Annotated in this window: 18 protein-coding genes; 12 read left to right on the top strand and 6 right to left on the bottom strand. The window is 39.3% G+C overall.

Annotation, left to right across the window (positions count from 1 at the left end):
- The first annotated feature begins 322 nt into the window (after positions 1-322).
- Both dmeF and R3X26_RS10795 read left to right on the top strand, forming a co-directional pair.
- The gene (dmeF, locus tag R3X26_RS10800; protein WP_317717322.1) at positions 323-1,288 is read left to right on the top strand and encodes a CDF family Co(II)/Ni(II) efflux transporter DmeF; all 966 of its coding nucleotides are present in this window, start codon (positions 323-325) and stop codon (positions 1,286-1,288) included.
- The gene (locus R3X26_RS10795; RefSeq protein ID WP_317717321.1) at positions 1,285-1,701 is read left to right on the top strand and encodes a MarR family transcriptional regulator; all 417 of its coding nucleotides are present in this window, start codon (positions 1,285-1,287) and stop codon (positions 1,699-1,701) included. The genes dmeF and R3X26_RS10795 overlap by 4 nt, the downstream gene beginning before the upstream one ends.
- 94 nt (positions 1,702-1,795) lie before the next feature.
- Here R3X26_RS10795 and R3X26_RS10790 read toward each other — a convergent pair whose 3' ends face one another.
- On the bottom strand, positions 1,796-2,140 hold the full coding sequence (locus tag R3X26_RS10790; protein WP_317717320.1) for a RidA family protein: 345 nt from the start codon (positions 2,138-2,140) through the stop codon (positions 1,796-1,798).
- 322 nt (positions 2,141-2,462) lie between these two features.
- On the opposite strand from R3X26_RS10790, the gene deoD reads away from it, so the two are divergent.
- From deoD to R3X26_RS10770, 4 genes are all read left to right on the top strand, one after another.
- Positions 2,463-3,173, top strand: coding sequence for a purine-nucleoside phosphorylase (deoD, locus tag R3X26_RS10785; protein ID WP_317717319.1), 711 nt, complete (start codon positions 2,463-2,465; stop codon positions 3,171-3,173).
- 102 nt (positions 3,174-3,275) lie between these two features.
- Entirely contained in the window at positions 3,276-4,745 is a 1,470-nt protein-coding gene (locus R3X26_RS10780) for a lactate dehydrogenase (protein ID WP_317717318.1), read from the top strand.
- A 172-nt stretch (positions 4,746-4,917) separates the two neighbouring features.
- Complete coding sequence (locus R3X26_RS10775; RefSeq protein ID WP_317717317.1) at positions 4,918-6,396, top strand: hypothetical protein; 1,479 nt, start codon at positions 4,918-4,920, stop codon at positions 6,394-6,396.
- Positions 6,389-7,972, top strand: coding sequence for a GGDEF domain-containing protein (locus R3X26_RS10770; RefSeq protein WP_317717316.1), 1,584 nt, complete (start codon positions 6,389-6,391; stop codon positions 7,970-7,972). Before R3X26_RS10775 ends, R3X26_RS10770 begins: the two co-directional genes overlap by 8 nt.
- 69 nt (positions 7,973-8,041) lie before the next feature.
- Here R3X26_RS10770 and R3X26_RS10765 read toward each other — a convergent pair whose 3' ends face one another.
- A complete protein-coding gene (locus R3X26_RS10765; RefSeq protein WP_317717315.1) occupies positions 8,042-8,437 on the bottom strand; it encodes a DUF2391 family protein in 396 nt (131 codons plus the stop codon).
- Between the two features lie 48 nt (positions 8,438-8,485).
- Complete coding sequence (locus R3X26_RS10760) at positions 8,486-9,400, bottom strand: DMT family transporter (protein ID WP_317717314.1); 915 nt, start codon at positions 9,398-9,400, stop codon at positions 8,486-8,488.
- Positions 9,401-9,552: 152 nt separating this feature from the next.
- Between R3X26_RS10760 and R3X26_RS10755 the strand changes: the two genes are divergently transcribed.
- Entirely contained in the window at positions 9,553-10,011 is a 459-nt protein-coding gene (locus R3X26_RS10755; protein ID WP_317717313.1) for an Lrp/AsnC family transcriptional regulator, read from the top strand.
- Between the two features lie 87 nt (positions 10,012-10,098).
- Here the strand turns inward: R3X26_RS10755 and R3X26_RS10750 are convergent, their stop codons facing one another.
- Positions 10,099-11,019, bottom strand: coding sequence for a hypothetical protein (locus R3X26_RS10750; protein WP_317717312.1), 921 nt, complete (start codon positions 11,017-11,019; stop codon positions 10,099-10,101).
- A 71-nt stretch (positions 11,020-11,090) separates the two neighbouring features.
- On the bottom strand, positions 11,091-11,978 hold the full coding sequence (locus tag R3X26_RS10745; protein ID WP_317717311.1) for a DMT family transporter: 888 nt from the start codon (positions 11,976-11,978) through the stop codon (positions 11,091-11,093).
- A gap of 164 nt (positions 11,979-12,142) precedes the next feature.
- Between R3X26_RS10745 and R3X26_RS10740 the strand changes: the two genes are divergently transcribed.
- The 5 genes from R3X26_RS10740 to R3X26_RS10720 all read left to right on the top strand — a co-directional run bounded on the left by R3X26_RS10740 (position 12,143) and on the right by R3X26_RS10720 (position 17,494).
- Positions 12,143-12,535 carry a DUF3302 domain-containing protein gene (locus R3X26_RS10740; protein ID WP_317717310.1) on the top strand — a complete coding sequence of 131 codons (393 nt, stop codon included), beginning with the start codon at positions 12,143-12,145 and terminating at the stop codon, positions 12,533-12,535.
- A gap of 5 nt (positions 12,536-12,540) precedes the next feature.
- On the top strand, positions 12,541-13,671 hold the full coding sequence (locus R3X26_RS10735; RefSeq protein WP_317717309.1) for an HlyD family secretion protein: 1,131 nt from the start codon (positions 12,541-12,543) through the stop codon (positions 13,669-13,671).
- 236 nt (positions 13,672-13,907) lie between these two features.
- The gene (locus tag R3X26_RS10730) at positions 13,908-14,930 is read left to right on the top strand and encodes a GGDEF domain-containing protein (protein ID WP_317717308.1); all 1,023 of its coding nucleotides are present in this window, start codon (positions 13,908-13,910) and stop codon (positions 14,928-14,930) included.
- A gap of 162 nt (positions 14,931-15,092) precedes the next feature.
- Positions 15,093-16,532 carry a sodium:proton antiporter NhaD gene (gene nhaD, locus R3X26_RS10725; RefSeq protein ID WP_317717307.1) on the top strand — a complete coding sequence of 480 codons (1,440 nt, stop codon included), beginning with the start codon at positions 15,093-15,095 and terminating at the stop codon, positions 16,530-16,532.
- A 95-nt stretch (positions 16,533-16,627) separates the two neighbouring features.
- The gene (locus tag R3X26_RS10720) at positions 16,628-17,494 is read left to right on the top strand and encodes a glycerol kinase (protein WP_317717306.1); all 867 of its coding nucleotides are present in this window, start codon (positions 16,628-16,630) and stop codon (positions 17,492-17,494) included.
- A 22-nt stretch (positions 17,495-17,516) separates the two neighbouring features.
- Here the strand turns inward: R3X26_RS10720 and R3X26_RS10715 are convergent, their stop codons facing one another.
- Positions 17,517-19,382: an ankyrin repeat domain-containing protein gene (locus R3X26_RS10715; RefSeq protein WP_317717305.1), complete on the bottom strand. Its 1,866-nt coding sequence runs from the start codon at positions 19,380-19,382 to the stop codon at positions 17,517-17,519.
- Positions 19,383-19,478 lie beyond the last annotated feature (96 nt).

Genomic DNA, 19,478 nt, shown 5'->3' with positions numbered 1-19,478 from the left:
ACTAAAACTCACAACATGATTTGTAAAATAAAAATAGAAAACTAATTGTAATATAAAGAAAAAATACAAAATACGTTCTGTTTAGCTAACAAAAACATCGTCCAATCCGGCCAAAAGCGAGGCAAGTAATAATCGCTTCAATCATTTAACTTTCATTCGAGCATTATTAATATTCGTATTGTTTTTTGAGCGTTTTAGAAAGAGGTAATTATTAGTCATGTAACCATGCCGCTATTAGATAAGTAATAGGCAATTTACCTTGACTAACATATAGTTTGATAGTCAAATAAAATGATTATCAAACTATATGGCGTTAATTTATATGTCTAGCCCATCCTTGTCCCATTTAAAACATTCACACCAGTTTACGTCCCACAATACTCAAGGAGAAAAACGTACTATTTACGTACTTATTCTCACCGTTGCAGCTATGGTTGCTGAAATTATCTCAGGTAACCTTTTTGGATCCATGGCTTTACTCGCCGATGGATGGCATATGGGTACTCATGCGGCGGCTTTTTGTATCACTTTATTTACCTACCGTTATGCCAAACGTAACGCTCATAATGAGCGTTTTTGTTTCGGGACAGGAAAAGTGAGTGTGCTTGGTGGGTTCAGTAGCGCTATTGCTCTGGGTATTGTAGCGTTAATGATGCTTTTTGATTCCGTGGTTCGTCTATTTTCACCTCAAGATATTCGTTTTGATGAAGCGATTATGGTTGCGATTGTTGGGTTAATTGTTAATTTTATCAGCATGTTGCTTCTTCATAGCGATAGTTCACAAAACGATAGTCCACATAGCGATTGTCTGCATAAGGATAGTTCACACAAGCATAACCATGGTCATAATCACAAGCACAGCCACCAAGACCACAATCTGAGGGCTGCTTATATGCATGTTTTGGCCGATACTCTCACCTCTGTTTTGGCAATTGTTGCCCTAATAGTGGGCAAATATGTGGGTTGGAATTGGCTAGATGCAGTAATGGGGATGGTGGGAGCCATCGTGATAACTAAATGGGCAATAGGCCTACTGCAACAAACAAGCCCAATACTGTTAGATAACTCTATCGACAAAGAATACCAACAGGCCATTATTGCTACATTGGCACCGTACGCCGACATTATTGACTTACATATTTGGAAAGTGAGCGCTGATCATTATGCTGCAAGCCTTATATTATGCTCGCAAAAGAGTAAAACTATCGATGACTATAGGCAAATGCTGTCTAATTTTGATAGGATTAATCACCTCACTGTAGAACTACATAATGTTAAATCTGAATGAATGAACTGACTGCGCTGAATCGATTACTCACCGAGTTTTACGACAAAATGTCATCATGGGAACAATCTGTGGTGAAAGACACTGGATACTCTTTGGCTCAAGTTCACACCATCGAAGTTTTAGGTAGTCACGGGCCTTTACGTATGAAAGAGCTCGCGGAAAAATTGGGAATAACAACAGGAACCTTAACCGTTCAGGTTGATAAGTTGGTGATGGCAGGCATGATTGATCGTTGTGCACACCCTGATGACCGACGTGCTATCGTCGTCAAATTAACTAAGGATGGAAATGAGCTGCATGCGCAGCATAACCAATTACATCTTGATTTGGTGCGTGATTTAACTCGTGATATTACATCGACTAATGAAAAGGTGCTTATTGAATGCCTAGAAAAAATAAACCGAGAATTTTAACTCTTTGAATCAAAGTGATTAGTGCAAGTGAATAGTTCTGAAACTAGTCACTTGCAAGCTTACCCATTCCGTTTACCGATTAGGCATCTATAAATTAAACAGCGGCAACAACCGAAATTTCAACCAGCAGTTCTTCTCTGGCCATTTGTGCTTGAACACAAGCTCTAGCGGGTGCGTGACCTTCTGGTACCCAGTTATCCCAAACCGCATTCATTTCTGAAAAATCATCCATACTTTTTACGTAGATAGTGGCCGATAAAAGTTTTTCTCGACAAGAACCAACACTTGCCAATAGTTCATCCACCTTCTCAAGCATAGTTTCTGTTTGGTGCTTAATGCCTTGCGTGGAATCTTTTGCTACCTGACCACAAAAATAAACGGTGCCGTTGTGGATCACTGCTCGACTCATTCGTTGCTTGGTTTCTTTTCTTTCAATCATTTTTATCTCTATTTTTATTTATAGCGAACAGCCAACAGTGTAAAGAAAATAGATCAAAAAAACAGATTAAATAGCTCAATGTTGTTTGCGTTGAAGTATCGGATCATGGCTAAACCACCAGTAAATCGATTGCTATCGCGACTTCAACAGAATTAGTTATTAAATACCCTCCAAACTAACAATCCATAAAAAAATAAGACTTACGTCACAAGTAAGCCACTTTATAAGCATTAATATTGCTAATAGAAGCATCAATAAACTCAACATATTTAGTAATAAAAAAAGCATATCGCTTTTTGTCGCTTAACTTGGAGATATCAACATGGCTACCCCACACATTAACGCTCAACCCGGTGATTTTGCAGAAACAGTATTAATGCCAGGCGACCCTCTTCGAGCCAAATACATTGCTGAAACCTTCTTAGAGGATGTAAAGCAAGTATGCGACGTTCGTAATATGTTTGGTTACACTGGCAGTTACAAAGGCAAAAAAGTATCGGTAATGGGACACGGAATGGGCATACCTTCATGCTGTATTTATGTTCATGAACTTATCGCAGAATTTGGTGTGAAAAATGTCATTCGAGTGGGTAGCTGTGGTGCTGTACGTGATGATGTCAACTTAATGGATGTCGTCATTGGTATGGGTGCGTCAACAGATTCTAAAGTTAACCGTATCCGCTTCAATGACCATGATTTTGCTGCTATTGCTGATTACGGCTTGTTAGAGGAAGCAGTAAAACAAGCTCGTATTCAAGAAGTACCAGTAAAAGTGGGCAACGTTTTTTCAGCCGATTTATTCTATTCCCCTGAAGCGGATATTTTCCAGAAAATGGAAAAACTGGGTATTTTAGGTGTCGATATGGAAGCCGCAGGAATCTATGGTGTGGCTGCTGATCTTAACGCTAAAGCGCTTACTATTCTTACTGTATCTGATCATATTATTCGTGGCGAAAAGCTAAGCTCTGAAGATCGTCAAAAGTCGTTTAACGATATGATGACGGTTGCACTTGAGACAGCCATTAATCTTTAGTTTTAGCCGTTAATTTCTAATTGTTAGCAGATAACGTTTATTTATCACTATTAGTAGTGATTCATCGCAAGCTGACAGCGAAAATATTTTAAGGGGGAGATCGTGTCAAACGACAGGCTACCTAAAGACGCAAATGGCTTACAACTCAACTTTTGTAAAACATTGGCGTGTGATAACTTTGGATTGAGTGATGTAGAACGATATGTGCTACAACACGTAAACCCCAAGCGTCCTACGATGGTCTGTCGCGAATGTGGTTCTTTCCCCCCCTTGCTTAATAATCAAGAGGTCGTAAACGAACTGAAGCGATTACGCATCGTTCATAATGACGGCCTCGCCGCTTGTTCCCACCCGGAATGTAGTAGCTTTGGTAAATCAGTACATACGAACAAAAATTTATATCATGCTTTTGGTTACAGTGGAGATAGGCAGCGCTATCGCTGTAAAAATTGCCAATCGACTTTTGTTGATAAATGGTCCGGTAACAACGCCAAGCTATCATTTCAGGAAAGTGTCCTTGCACTTTTATTTACTGGCTTTTCAGTCAAAGATATTTGCCGAAAATTACAAGTCAACCCAAAAACCTTTTACGACCATGTAAATCACATCGCCAGTCGATGTCGCCGAAAATTAGCCATGTTTGATGCCCGTTGGGTGAATCACGCTGAAAACTATCAATTCGCGTCACATTTTATGCCACTCCAACCGAACAGTAATAACGGCGTGTTATGGTTTGCGACCGGTGAGGCAGAATCGGGCTATATTCTTTCTCAACATATCAACTATTCCGCAGATGAAGAACCTTGTGGTCCCATTGATCATGACCCATATTCTTGCCCTACTCGCCATATTTCTAAACACTATTTACCTGAAGCCAATGTGAATATTGAAGTCACCTCTCAGGACCTATTAAAACGTATTGATGAGAAATATAAGATCATACTGACACGCAGCAATGTGGAAGATCCAATGGGCAATATGGCACAATTCAACTATCCGTCCAAAGGCGCATTAATACGTGCTCCTTATACTTCTTATGCACATTTCATGCAGATATTTGACCTATGTGATCCTACTAAACCAATGTCTATTTATCTGCCTCAAGATCCATTATTACGGTCTGCGGCCTTATCCTTGTGTGTAGCAAAAATGAAACGTAAAGATATTGATTTAGTTTATGTAGAAGAAGATCCGCAATGGGATAGTCATTTGATTAGCGATAAAGTTGATATTGTGCATATGGGCTGGTGGAAAGATCGTTGGGCTATTTCTGCGCAAGGCACTGCAAGTAAAGGTATTTGTTATCTAGCTGGAGAGGCCCCTTCTGCGCAACATTGGATCAATACAGCCAGCGTGCGAAATACTAAATTTTACCAAGACCGATTCCAACTTATCTTCACCAGCTTTATCAATGAGCCTCGACGAAAATTAAGACCGGCAGGCCTACTCCCTATGCTGGATATATTTAGAGCATGGCATAATCTTTGTTATCAGGACAAAGACGGAAAAACACCGGCACAAAAACTGGCAGTTACCGAGCAACCACTAACATTAAAACAGCTACTTTCCTAAAACTACATATTTGTTAAATAGCAAAAAACGTCCGTAAACATGGTTGTGTAATGTGATTGGGCACTGATTTTTATAGAAATAAAAATCATTCATTGCATTTTTATTGGTGATTATTTCCAAAGTATTCATATAATGTGTAGGATAATCAGTTATTCACAGCATGGACTTAGCCTTGGATAGAGCTCACTCAGTATTAGAAAACGAAATAGAACAGCTTTCTTATCGAATAGAAAGTGAGCCTGATGCTGTCTTAAATTCAGCTATGCAAGCACTCGCGCGTGCTGATCAAATATTCTATCCTGAAGGCGGAATTAAAGCCTCTATTTTAATTTCGCGCTGCCAATGGTATTTGAGAGATTACACCCAAGGCTTAAAAACCATAAGAGATGCGCACGCAAGACTAAATAAATTAGATACTGACCAATTCCTTCCCGAAATATTACATGTACACGCTTTGCAGTTCTGGGGGCAGTCTAAATATTATTCAGCGCAACAATTTTGGATTAATGCGCTTGAGCAAGCAGCATTGGTGGGTGAAACCGTTATCGAAATTGAGAGTTTAATTGGGTTAGGTAATGTTTGGCGAATCACCAATGAACATAAACTGGCTATGTCTACTCACTCTCTTGCTGTCAATGTTGCCAATATCGCTCGAATTGATTCGTTAGAAGGACGAGCAAGAATCCTACTGGCTAGAGACTTCTACCTACTTAACAATTACATTGAGATGCTTTCGGTACTTGATGCAGCAGAAGAAGTGCTTAAACATAACAGTAATGCCACATGGAAAGCTGAGATTTGGGAATACAGAGGTCTTGCTCTACTTGGCTTGGAACGAGTAAAGAACGCCGAAGAAGCAACATTGAAGGCGTACGACTTAGCAATGAAACACAACCTCTACTGGTTACAAACTCAAGCCTATATTAGTCGAGCTAGACTTGAGTTAATTAGAGAGAATATAAGCGAAGCCAAACAACTGTTATCTAACGCAGAGCAAGCAGCGAAAGAATTTCACAATGCAGATTTACTCGCACAGATTTGCTTTCAACAGTCTGTGGTCGCAGAAAAACAAGGTCAATTTGAAGAAGCATTAGACTCTTTCCAAAAATATCGACAACATTCCATTAAATTGCTTAAAGATCAAACCAATCGGCTTGGTATGGATAAAGCGAGAACCTCCAAGCGACAACTTGATAACCGTGCACAAAAGTTAATCAATAGGATTAAACGCCAAGTTGAATTCCATCACGGTGAAAAAGGCTATTCAATCCTTGTCTCTGAAACCTATTGGTGGGAGCAAATGGTATTATTTAAGAGTGAGCTTACCGCCTCAACTCATGCCATTATTCTTATTAAACATGAAGACACAGCTTACCTTGAAGTTTGTATCGAGATAGCACAATGTCTATGCAATCGTAATGATCTAATCTCTCGCCTAAGTGAAGATCGTATCGGCATGTTGATCGCGGAGAAAGGAAAACAAGCAGAAGAATTGTTTGATTTTTTTGTGCAAACTCTCAATAACTATCCATGGAAAAGACGAGGATTAACAGGAAAAATACCTGTAGCAGTGTTACACGATATTTTATCTTTTCCGTTCACCCTAGAACAGCTTGAAGAACAAGAACAAATGGACAGTGAGCATGGATAAGCTTCTAAGTAGAGTATCAGACGCAGGACTCGATCCGTCTTCTGTTACAGGAGAAGAGGCGATTATATTGTGGGATCACGTACGCAACCATGTCGCGATGTCACAAAAAGAAAAAGCCCTGTGTTTTTTAATTAGTGCGGAGTACCGCAGCCAACTCAATCAGCACCGACAAAGTATATTAGAATTAAAAAATGCTCAAAGCCTATTATCTTTGCCAGATCATGTAGAAGAAATCATCACCATAAAAACAAGTTTAAGTGAACGGTTAGTAGATGCAGGTTTATATGATGATGCTTTAAAAGAATTTATTGAACTTTCATCACTGGCGGTTGAATACAGTTCTATTGATGAATATGCGGTAGCAGTTTTAGGTATGGGCAACCTTTGTGATGCCTATGGTGACCATACTAAAGCACTACGTTACTACCAAAAAATAGAAAGCATTGATCATGCTATCAGTAGCCGTACATTAAGACTGAGATGTAAAATAAAGATGGTGGCTTGTTACATTGCACTTAATCGTATTGCATCAGCCAATGAACTGCTGCAAGAGTGTGAAGAACTAAGCATTTTGGTAAGTGAAAAAGAACTGGCCGGACAAATAATACTTTATAAAGCGAAGTTATTAAGTCGCCGCAATGAATATCACCTTGCACTTGCTACATTAACTAAAGCTCATTACTTGATACACCGTTCACAATCAAACTGGCTAGCCAGCATGCTTCGCCTAGAACAAGCGCACAATTTGACCGAACTTGGAAAGGTTGACTACGCTAACATAGTGCTCAAAAACACTACCAAGAAAATACAGCAAACCTCTTCACCTCTGCTTTTACAGCAACTGTACGATTCAATGAGCCATGTTTATCGCAATCAAGGCAAATTTAAAAAAGCATTAACCTTTGAAAAACTCGGCTATCGTGTAGCCACCGATCTGATTAAAAGTATCCCTATTACCGATCTAGGCAATCAGCAACTGAAACGTTTATCACGCTTTGAATTGCAACTTAAGCTAATTATGTCAGAGCAAGAAAATAAAGAATTGAAGGAAACCACGGAAAATCAGAAAAATGCGGTAGCAAAACTGCAACAAGACGTTTTTACCGATCCACTCACTTCTTTACATAATCGCCGCTGGCTAGATGTTAAGCTCAAAGATCTGCTATTGCATGACACACCTTTTGCTTTTTTGGTTATCGATATTGATCATTTTAAATCAATCAACGATGAACTAAGCCACTTAATTGGTGATAAAGCCATTGCTTGCGTCTCTGCTGAACTAAAATCTTATTTCAGATTTAGAGGTGCCTCTTGTGTTCGCTTTGGTGGAGAAGAGTTTCTAGTTATATTAGAACATGCGACGATTGAGAGAGCGGAAATGCACGCCGAACAATACCGTGAACGTATCTATAACTATAATTGGCAATCAATATTAGGTGAACGTGGATTAACTGTCAGTGTAGGAATAACGCTTCATCGCGACAAAGAAAATACTCAAAGGACGTTTTATCGTGCAGACAAAGCGCTTTATAGAGCTAAAGCCAGTGGTCGTAACCGAGTCTATGTTGAAGTATAATAATGCGCTTACTCTATTGTGGTCAGCACATCTTCACTGCTGTCCAATATGCAGTTGAGACATTTATATTTATTCTTTGTCAAAACTATCAACTACGATAGCCCCCATCGAAGCTGGCATAGTAATCACGATAATACGTTTAACTGCTACCCAAGGGTCGGTAGAAAAAGGCAGTTTATCAATACAAAATAGCACTAAAGTGACCACTAAGGCAGCCATTAAGTATGCCACGACAATACGAAACAGAAACACGCCCTTTCTACTAAGAACATCTCTTTGAAAGACACTTTCATAAGTGTATAACGCCAAAAACGTTATCGATAAAATAAATAACATCAATAAATTGGTTATAGGGAGAACTTCTCCTAATCGCCATGCCTCTTCTGAAAAAGAAATAGGGACAGCCAAAGCAAAAGCACCAACAAAAATTTGACTGGCATCTTCAAGATTAAAATTAAACTTCATTGATTATCTCTCCAATTTTTTAAAAGCCTCAGTCAAAAAAGTGACATATTAGGTGCGATTCGATAATAAAACTCCAAGAATAGTTAGGGCAAGCCCAAATATAATAGCAGCAGATAACGCTTCATTGAAGATAGGTACTGCAAGTAAAGCGGTTAAACCAGGTGAGATTGACCCCACTATAGACGCTCGTGCAGAGCCTAATTGGCTGACAACATAAGAAAACCCAATAGTCGCCAGTACCCCTACCCCTAAACCTTGAATCAATATAAAGGGCAAGGCATCCTCCATGCTAAAAACGCCAAAGTTTGATGAGGCTATACCAGAGAAAACTAAACCTAGCGTAATAAAAAAGGACAGATAAGAAACAACAATCGCTATAGAAAAACAACTAAGTTCGACACGCTTTAAACCAATAGTGTACCCAGCCCACACCAAAGCTGCACAGAACAAATATCCGACACCAACCATCATATCATCAGGAATATGGCCACTATGTCCCTTGACCATAATAACCACACCAACAAGAATTAATGATAAAGTGAACGCTCTTTTTGACGAAATTTTTTGCCGATATAGAACATAGGATAATAGTGCGACGAACAAAGGTGAAGTACCGGCTAATATAGTACCGACATACGCGGTGGGTGCGTTGTTAGCACCGAGTGCGGCTAAAAAAAGAAACGGAACACCACCAAGAATAATGAACAATATATCAGAGATTTTTATCTTTTTTATCTCGTTAAAGTGTGAGGGTATTAACGGGGTAAGTAGTACCAAAGGCACAAAAAACCGGATCAGCGATACATCAGCAATAGTAAGAAGTGAACCACCAATCGCACGAGTCGTAAGAGCAAAGCCAGACCATATCAATAGCACCAGTGCCATTATTAGATATCCCTTAGTTAATGGGGAAATCGAATGAGAGCGGGGTTTATTCAGTACTGAGTGTATCACCTTATCCATGGAAACTAATTCCTATTATTCATTAACTATTATAGGATTATCTATTAAATCAAGCGCATTAAATCAGCGATAACACGCTTAATAATGGTAATATTAGCGAATTCCACCAATTAAAATACAAAATTTGATACTTACCATCAAAAAGGAAAATCATGAATAGAATAGATCGCCATATACTTGAAATCATTCAAAAAGAAGGGCGACTCTCCACAGCGGAGTTGTCCGAACGGGTTGGTTTATCACCGTCTCCATGCGCTAGACGTTTAAAGCGGCTTGAAGACGAAGGTTTTATAGAAGGCTACCAGGCTAACCTAAACAAACAACAAGTTGGAATATCGCTGACTTTTTTTGTTGAAGTGAGCCTTAACAACCATCAAGAGGAATCGATTACAACCTTTGAGCAGGCACTCTCTAATTGGCCAGAAGTGATCAACGGCCACATTGTTTCTGGCGGGTATGATTATTTGTTAGAAGTAGTAACCGCTGATTTAGCGGGCTATGAAGCTTTTACCAGAAAGCTGCATAAACTAGCCAGTGTAAAAGATATCCATACCCACTTATCAGTAAGAGAAATGATCACCAATAATGCTTTACCCATCTATGCAAAATAGGTGTGATGAAGAGAGATTCACCCTATCTTTATAGCATCAGCATTAACTTGTGCAAATTAAAGAGGTTTTATTGGTCAATTTTTAATACTAGATTTTATAGCAATCGAGCACATATAGTGCGGTCATTAAATCTAAGTGCGCGCCACCACCATTCTTAAACAGTGTAATCTCTTGTTGTGATTGACGTCCCTTTGCACCACGGCATAATTGGTAAAAATCTGCCCCAATAGCTTCTTCTGTTATTGTCCCATTGTTTATAGGGATCGCCAATTCACCAATATCATAAATAGCGGTTTCTCGCGCATCAACAAAGATGCTCGATTTACTTAACAACGTATCATCCGCTTCACGCATATCCGGGCGATATGCGCCAATCAAATCAACATGAGTTCCAGGTTTAATCCAGTCACCCATAATTAAAGGCGAAGTCGACATAGTTGAACACGACACAATATCAGCATTTGCGAGAGACGTTGGCAAATCTCTAATTGCAACAGCTCCTTTATGCTCAGCTAATTCTTGGGCTTTCTCAAATGTTCGATTCCAAATCTGAACCTTTTCCAATTGAGGGAATAGCGCCCGAAATGCATCAATCACAGAGGATGCAACCGCTCCTGCACCAACAACGGTTAATATCTTGCTATCTGGCCGAGCAAGTAACTTCGCTCCAAAAGCAGAGTCACCAGCCGTTTTCCATTTAATCACTAGGTTGCCATCAATGAAAGCCAACGGAACACCCGTTTGATCATCAAATAAAGTAAAAACAGCATGTACACTTGGCATGCTTGGGTTGCGTTTTGCGTTACCCGGAAACACAGTCGCGGACTTAACACCTATTCCTTTACCTTTTATCCATGCCGCTCGACTGAGTAATGCGTTATCTTGATGCTTAAACAAAATATCATCAATATCGGCTCTTGCCACCTTATGCCCTGCATCGAAAGCTTTGCAAAGTTCGCTCCACGACAAACGATCTTCTACGTCTTGTGCTGTAATAAATGAAACCATTTTGATCAAAAAATCCTTTTGTTAAATAGACTCTCTCGCTCTTGAACGTCAATTTGTTCATTAGCAAAAATCTACAGAAAAAATAAAGAAATACCGAACAACGCAAAAAGGGTCCCTAAGATGCTTTTCTTAGTTACCATTTCCCCTTTAAACGCATAAATAATAAGAATAAATAATGGGCTGGTAGCGATCAGTGTTTGAGCAATCGCGGGGTTTGCATGTTTTAATGCAATTTGTTGTAACCACAAAGCTAAGAACGTTCCGACAAAAATAGCCGCTAATAACCACTTTTTATCTCGACCAGATAACCCATTCAGCTTAGTCAAGATTGACTTAATAGGTTTACGTTCCGTAAAGCCAATAACAATCATCACAGCAAAAACACCAATACTCAAACGAATAAGTGCGCCCAATAAAGGCGGAACGTCTCCTGCCACCAATGCGTAATGAGAAATAACCACGCCGGTTGCTTGGCAAACACTTGCAAGCAAACCGTAACCTATCCCAGACATTGACGTGGGTTGATTATCTACACTAGGTTGAAAGACAACAAACGTCACAGCTAGTGTTGTAATTACAACGCCCAACCAACTTTGACCACTTAATGTACTGCCTAAGGCAACTAACGCCAATACACCGGACAATGGAGGAGCAAGAGACTCCAACAACAACGTTTTATTAGCTCCTATTCTTCTCAATGAGGAAAAGTAAGCACTATCGCCAATCGCAATACCAATAATTCCTGATATGGCTAAGACATAAAAATGGTTCTGACTTAAGCTCAATTCAGGTAACGGTAAAACAGGCAGAACAAGCAGCATCATCATTGACGCAGTCACACCTTTTACTACATTCATATGCATGGCACTAAATTGATGACTAAACTGACTATAAATCCACGTTGCGACCGCCCAAACTAAAGCGGCAGATATCGCGGCTATTTCTCCAATATATTGCAAGTTATTTCCTTATTACTTGAGAATTGCATTTATAATAGTTGCATATGTTTTATTTATAACCTATTAATAATCAATTTTTATCTGTTAAACTAAAACATGCTCGTAACACATTATATATACTAAAGAGAATGTGACTATATATTGACTACTACAAGGAATAACCAATGCTAGAGTATGTCGCACTAGTGACGCTAATATGTGTTGTTTTGATTGTCTTCTATGGAATTATCGTTATTCACGATATTCCTTATGAAATAGCCAAAGAACGTAACCATCCTCACCAAGATGCCATTCATGTATCCGGTTGGGTAAGTCTATTTACCCTTCATGCTCTATGGCCATTCCTATGGATATGGGCGACGCTATGGCGCGATGATAGAGGTTGGGGGTTTACTAAATTGGCCAATGAACAACACGATTTAGAACACAAAATAACCCATTTAACCGAACAAATCTCTCATCTTCAAACTGAAGTTAAGCAGTTAAAAGAAAAAGAAAACCGTTCAACACCTCTCTCCCCTCAACAGGCGACTACTGCCACTGACGAGGAGAAATAGAATCAATGGAAACGTTATTAATACTAACTTATACCGCATTTTGTATTGCTATATTCAAAATTTTTCGGATACCTAAAAATAAGTGGACCATTCCAACCGCTGTTCTTGGCGGCGTAGTTATTGTTGGCTCGATGGTTTTAGCGATGAACTTTAATCACCCGTACACATCCATTGGTGGGCAAATATTCAGTACAACACCAATCGTACCGAGTGTGCGAGGAAAGGTAATTGAAGTAAACGTTGTACCTAACCAACCGCTCAAAAAAGGCGATATTTTATTCAAGATAGATCCAACACCTTTTCAAGCTGATGTAATCAACAAACAGGCACAATTAGCGGCAGCGGAACAAAATGTGTTGCAACTAGAATCTATTTACCGTGGCGCACAAGCGGCAAGTCTACAAGCCGAAGCGCAACGAGATAAATTAGAACGAGAATACCAACGCTATCAATCTGGTTATAAAAAAGGCGCATTCACAACTCAACAAGTTGATACCCGTCGCCAATCTTATTTAGCCGCTGAAGCCGCCGTAGCGGCAGCCAAAGCCAATGAGAACCAAACCAAGTTAGCGTTTGAATCACAAATAAACGGTGTCAATACCAATGTTGCAAGAGCAAGCGCGGATTTGGAACAAGCTCAATTTAAACTGGATGAAACCGTTGTTCATGCGCCAACCGATGGTTATGTTTCTCAACTGGCATTGAGACCCGGCATGATGGCAGTACCTTTACCATTGGCACCAGCTATGACTTTTGTCCATTCGGAAGAAAGGTATTACATTGGCGCATTTAGACAAAACTCCTCTCAACGGTTAAAGCCTGGATACGAAGCTGACTTTATCTTTAGAGCGTTACCAGGCAAAGTATTTACTGGGGAGGTAATAGAGACTCTACCTGCAATTGCTGAAGGGCAGTTCCAAGCAAGAGGAACACTATTGGGAACCAGTGCGATAAATACTCAAGGACGTTTGATGGTGAAGCTTAAAATTAATGATGATATGTCGCAATATGGACTTCCTCTTGGTAGCGCAGCAGAAATCGCCGTTTATTCAGATCATTTAGAGCATGTTTCGTTAATGCGAAAAATGTTAATACGGATGAAAAGTTGGCAGAACTATCTCTACTTAGATCATTAAGCCAATTAATTTAGACGATTTACTTTCGGCTCATTAGAATAAATAGTAGATTTAACTCATAAAGAACGTCAAAGGGTATGATTTCCCTTTGACGTTCTTTATTCCTATCTAAAATTTTCAAGCGAAAAACTTGTTTATGTTAAAAAATCCGCAAACAAACAAGAAAATTTTAAATAAATTCGCTACCATTATAGCTAACAACAATTAAATGATTTTCTAAGCAATTTGGTTTACCAATGATTAAAGAAGACTTCCAAAAAGCAGCTGAAATACTTAGAGCTGCTGTGCCATTAATGATCAAGAATCAGGTGCCAACTACTCCGCCAAACTATGCTTTGTGGTACACCTATGTAGAACAGTCACAACCAAAATTAAATCAACAGTTGGATGGGATCATTTCTGAATATGGTTTATGTTTACCTAGCCATAATGAAGACCTCTACCAGACATACATTGCGGGTAAAACCGAATCGGATGTGAGCGAGTTAAAATGCAACTTAGAAATATTGGCTAACGAAATATTTCTTTCTATGCAAGATACACTTGAAGACACATCAACTTTCGAAAAATCAATAGAAAAGAGCTTTTCTGATCTTGAAAAAATTGACGATGAAGGGCTGACATTTGATGAGTTACTGCGCTTAGTACATAACTTTGTCAAAGAATCAAAAGCGATCAAAAACTCCACCAGCTATTTTAACGATCAACTCAATGCAGCAAGTAATGAGATATCGAGTCTCAAAGAGAAGTTAGAACAAGTACAAAAAGACGCACTACGAGATAGTTTATCGGGATTATTAAACCGAGGTGCTTTTGATAAAGATATTGCAGCTTACTGTTCTTCAAAACAATCGTACCCACTTTGCCTGATATTGATAGACATCGACAACTTTAAAAACTTAAATGACGATTATGGCCATATTTTTGGCGACATGGTAATTAAAGCAATAGCGAAAAAATTACAAAGTAGCTGCCGTGAAGGTATCGCAGCTTATCGCTATGGAGGAGAAGAGTTTGCCATACTTGTTCCTAATAAAACCTTACCAATCGCTCGTCAATTTGCCGAAACTGTGCGTCGTTCAATAGAAAAAATTACCGTAACAGACAAACGTTCAGGCAAGAAAGTAAAAAATATGTCCGCTTCTTTCGGTGTCTCATTATTTACAGAGGGTGAAAATCCTATTTCCTTGATAGACAGCGCAGATCAACAATTGTATAAAGCAAAAAAATTAGGTAAGAATAGAGTAATGCCTATCTAGTCAGATACAACCATGGAGAAATAAATCGCTCCACCTCACATATCAAGATATTTTTTTATCGTTAACTGTTTCACTTCCACAAGTTAATAAATTGTTACCTGAAGTTTATTTATTGTTGTCTACACTATCAGCAAATTTATTTGTATGGGAGATAACAAGTCAATGAAATACAATCATACTTTTCTTACTCTACTTTTTATATTGTGTTCTTTTTCTGCTAACGCGACAGATCCTTCTAATCCTGTGATAACAGGCTTAACCACCTCTACTGTTGGTTATGCCGCGCTGTTTATATTTGCCTTAGCTTACTGTCTTGTGATGGCAGAAGAGTATCTGCAATTAAGAAAATCCAAGCCGGTATTATTAGCCGCAGGCCTAATATGGATAATGATTGGTTATGTTTATCAACAACATGGGCAGATTGACATCGCCAAACAAGCCATTGAGCACAACCTATTAGAATATGCAGAATTACTGTTGTTTTTACTGGTCGCCATGACTTATATCAGTGCTATGGAAGAGAGACGAATATTCGATGTATTAAGATCGTGGATGTTAAGTAAAGGGTTTAATTTAAGAACCCTTTTCTGGTTAACAGGCGTTCTGGCATTTTTCATCTCCCCTATCGCTGATAACTTAACCACAGCGTTATTAATGTGTGCCGTGATAATGAAAGTAGGAGGCAATAATACCAAGTTCATTAATATCGCCTGTATCAATATTGTCATTGCAGCCAACGCTGGTGGCGCTTTTAGTCCATTTGGTGACATTACCACCTTGATGGTATGGCAAGCAGGGTTAGTGTCATTCAGTCAGTTTTTAAGCCTATTTATTCCTTCTGTTGCCAACTATTTGGTACCGGCTATTGTAATGTCCTTTTTCGTCCCTAAACAACAACCTGAATCGATTCAGGAGTATGTAGAAATGAAACGAGGAGGCAAACGCATTATAGGGCTCTTTTTACTAACCATATTAACGGCCGTCGGCTTTCATGGCATTTTACATTTCCCTCCCGTTATCGGCATGATGATGGGCCTCGCTTACCTGCAATTTTTTGGCTATTTCTTACGTAAAACCTTACCTAAATCTATCGCACTCAAAAAAGCCAAAGCACTCGCAGCACATGACGAAGCCGCATTAAAAAGAATAGGCTCGATTGTTCCTTTTGACGTGTTTAGTCGCGTTTCACATGCCGAGTGGGATACTTTACTGTTTTTCTACGGTGTTGTGATGAGTGTGGGAGGATTAAGCTTACTCGGTTACTTAGGAGTAGTATCTGATCTAATGTACACCCAATGGGATCCAGTACTAGCCAACGTTGTTGTCGGATTTCTTTCTGCCATAGTGGATAACATACCCGTTATGTTTGCTGTTCTTTCTATGCAACCCGATATGTCTTTAGGTAACTGGTTACTGGTCACACTGACTGCTGGCGTTGGTGGCAGTATGCTTTCTATTGGTTCTGCTGCAGGCGTGGCACTAATGGGAGCGGCTCATGGTAAATATACATTTTTTGGCCATTTAAAATGGACACCAATAATTACCGTGGGATACGCGGTGAGTATTGGGTTACACTTATTGATTAATAGTGCCAGTTTTTAAGGATGCTAACTAACCTGAACCCTAGGTAGTGACAGTTATGTCCTAAAAATTGGCAAGTAATCTAATTAACTGTGAGTTCATTTCGGAAGCCATTTATGTCTGAAAAAATATCCACCACCAACTTAGCCAAACAAAACGATGAAGATTTGAAAGCTCTATTTTCTAAATTAAATCAGTACGGTTATATTGTTCGGCATGATAATAAATGGCTACTGACAGATTTAGGTCGAGAGTTTGGTGGAGAATACGTTACACATAATAAATACGGCCAATTTATAGTGTGGCCGGTTGACCTGATCATAAATAAAGCATTGAGCAACGGTGAACGATATACAGCAACACAGCTAGGTGAAAAGTACGGTTTAAATGCTAAGAAGATAAATCAAATTTTTAATGAATTAGGCTGGATAAACCGGGATTCAGACGGCTGGCGAATTACAGAGTTAGGATTGAGAGTAGGTGGTGAACAACGCCAAGATAAAGCCTCTGAAAATTTATTTACCGTTTGGCATGACACTATTCTGAAAAACCGCAATTTTAGCCATTCAGTCAAAGAATTTATGGGCGTAGACTCTGATATGCTATCGACCGATAAATCTTTCTCTCGCTTCAAACAAAAATTTGAAGCGAAACACCGCACATCTGATGGCCATTATGTTCGCTCAACAGGTGAATTGTTGATTGATAATTGGCTTTATTTGGCAGGGATCGTCCATGCTTATGAGCGGAAACTACCGATAGAAGAACAAGTCTACAGTGATTTTTATCTGCCAAGTGGCAAAGTTTACATTCAGTATTGGGGCACAGACACTGGCCCAATTGATTCAAGTGCCAAGCAAGAAAAAATCGCCATTTATTCCAATTACGGTTTTAATCTTATTCAAATTGAAGAGGATGAAATAAATAAACTGGATCAAATCCTTCCTTACGCATTAAGAAAGTTTGGTATTAAAGCGTATTAGTGAAACGAATAGAGGTGAGCGGTTATCGCTTAGCACCGGCTTTAGCAAGAATGTTGACCATCTCACTAGCGTGGTCTGCTGCTTCAGCAATCGTTAGAGCCGTATTACCTTCTTTGTTTTTTGCATTTATATCGACACCGTTATCTATAAGAAATTGAGCCAGTTCAAGATGGCCATTAGCGCACGCTTTGATCAGTGCTGTATTGCCGTCTTGGTCTTTTAATTGCTTATTCGCGCCATGTTCAATCAGAGCTCTAGCAAGACCTGGTAAAGCTTGAAAATCAATGGATTGATCACGTTGCCTTTGATGAACGGCTTTTTCGATGCCTGGGAAAAGTTGCTCATATTGAGCAAGTAACGTTGAACTATAACCCAATTTGTACAAAGATGGCGTGTGGGTTCTTCCCTCATAAATGGCGTCCATAAGTAATGCGGTTGTACCGTTGTTGTCTTTGCCATTTAGGTCTACACCTTGTGTTATTAAAAGTTCGACAACGTCAAAATATCCTTTATGGATAGCCTCCATTAAAATCGTCCTGCCATCGTTTTTGCCTAGCCTATATTTTTCATTCATTGTCGCACCATGTTCAATTAACCGTATGGCTACTAAAGGCTGATCTTCTTCTATCGATGTCATCAGCGCTGTATATCTTTGACTGTTTTTTATATTTACATCCGCGCCTTTTTCGATCAGCAGTTCAACAATATCGACGTGACCTTTCCATGCGGCTTGTGATAGAGCGGTATTGCCACGGCTATCTTGAATATTAATATCAGCGCCAGATTGTTTAATTAAAAAATCAACAACGTCAATATGACCAGAGAGAGAGGCCGCAACTAAAGCGCCATTGATATAAACCTCTGCTCCAGTATTAATAAGTAGTTTTACCACTTCAAGGCGGCCATTAGAGGATGCCCGTTCCAGAACGGTATAACCATAGTTGTCGCGAGCATGAATATCAGCACCGTTTTCAATCAGAGCCTTAATGACGGCGAGGTATTTCTGTTCAGTAATTTGACCAAAAACCCCCTCAAACGCCTCAATCAACGCTGTTTGACCTGCGCTACTTTCAGAATTGATATCGGCACCAGCAGAAAGGGCGATCATTATTCCTGCGAGATCACCCTTTCTTGCACTTCTAATGAGTTTTGCGTCTGAATCTGAAAAGGAAAAACGAGTTAAGTAACCTGCCCCATGTTCAACTAACATTTTGACCAGTTCTGCTTCATTTTTGTCCGACGCCATACTTAAAGCTGTGTTTTGATACTGATCTTTTTTGTGTACATCAATGCCTTTTTCAATCAATAACTTAGCAATAGCAACATGACCATTATCGATTGCCATAGTTAAAGCATTTTGGCCTCTGTTATAACCACGAATGATAGCGGTATCTTTGGCATTAATATCTGCACCCTGCTCAATTAACAACTTACCAATATCAGTATGACCGTTCCTAGAAGCCAATAGTAAAGCATCACTAGTGATATGGCTGTCATGTTCGATGAGAAGCTTAACAATATTCAAATGACCATTCATCGCAGCCTGTGATAATGCGGTGCCATTCCACCTGTTTTTACTATTTACATCTGCCCCGTGTTCGATGAGCAATTTAACGATATCTATATGACCTTTATTAGCTGCCCACATTAAAGCGGTTTTACCATCCCCCCAAAATATAGCGGAAAAAAACGGGACGCTATTCACATCAACTCCAGAACTCAGTGCAATTTCGGTCTGTAAAAGATTGCCTTGTTTAGCACTTTCAATCAGCGTAATGTTTTGATGTATAAAATAACCGATAGCAAGAAACAGTAAAAACACGATTAGAAAAAATAGCTTGAATAGCCTTATTGTCATGCTGTGCGACTGGTCTTTTTTCTGCGGCATAGTTGATACTCTTGTTGAATATTTACCAAAGACTGACGGTATGTAATGAACTGCTGTATGTATATTCTGATTTAAGTACAATTTAAGTATAAAGAG

Source organism: Vibrio sp. TH_r3, from assembly GCF_033101115.1.
GTDB lineage: Bacteria > Pseudomonadota > Gammaproteobacteria > Enterobacterales > Vibrionaceae > Vibrio.
This window is presented reverse-complemented; position numbering and strand designations above follow the sequence as displayed.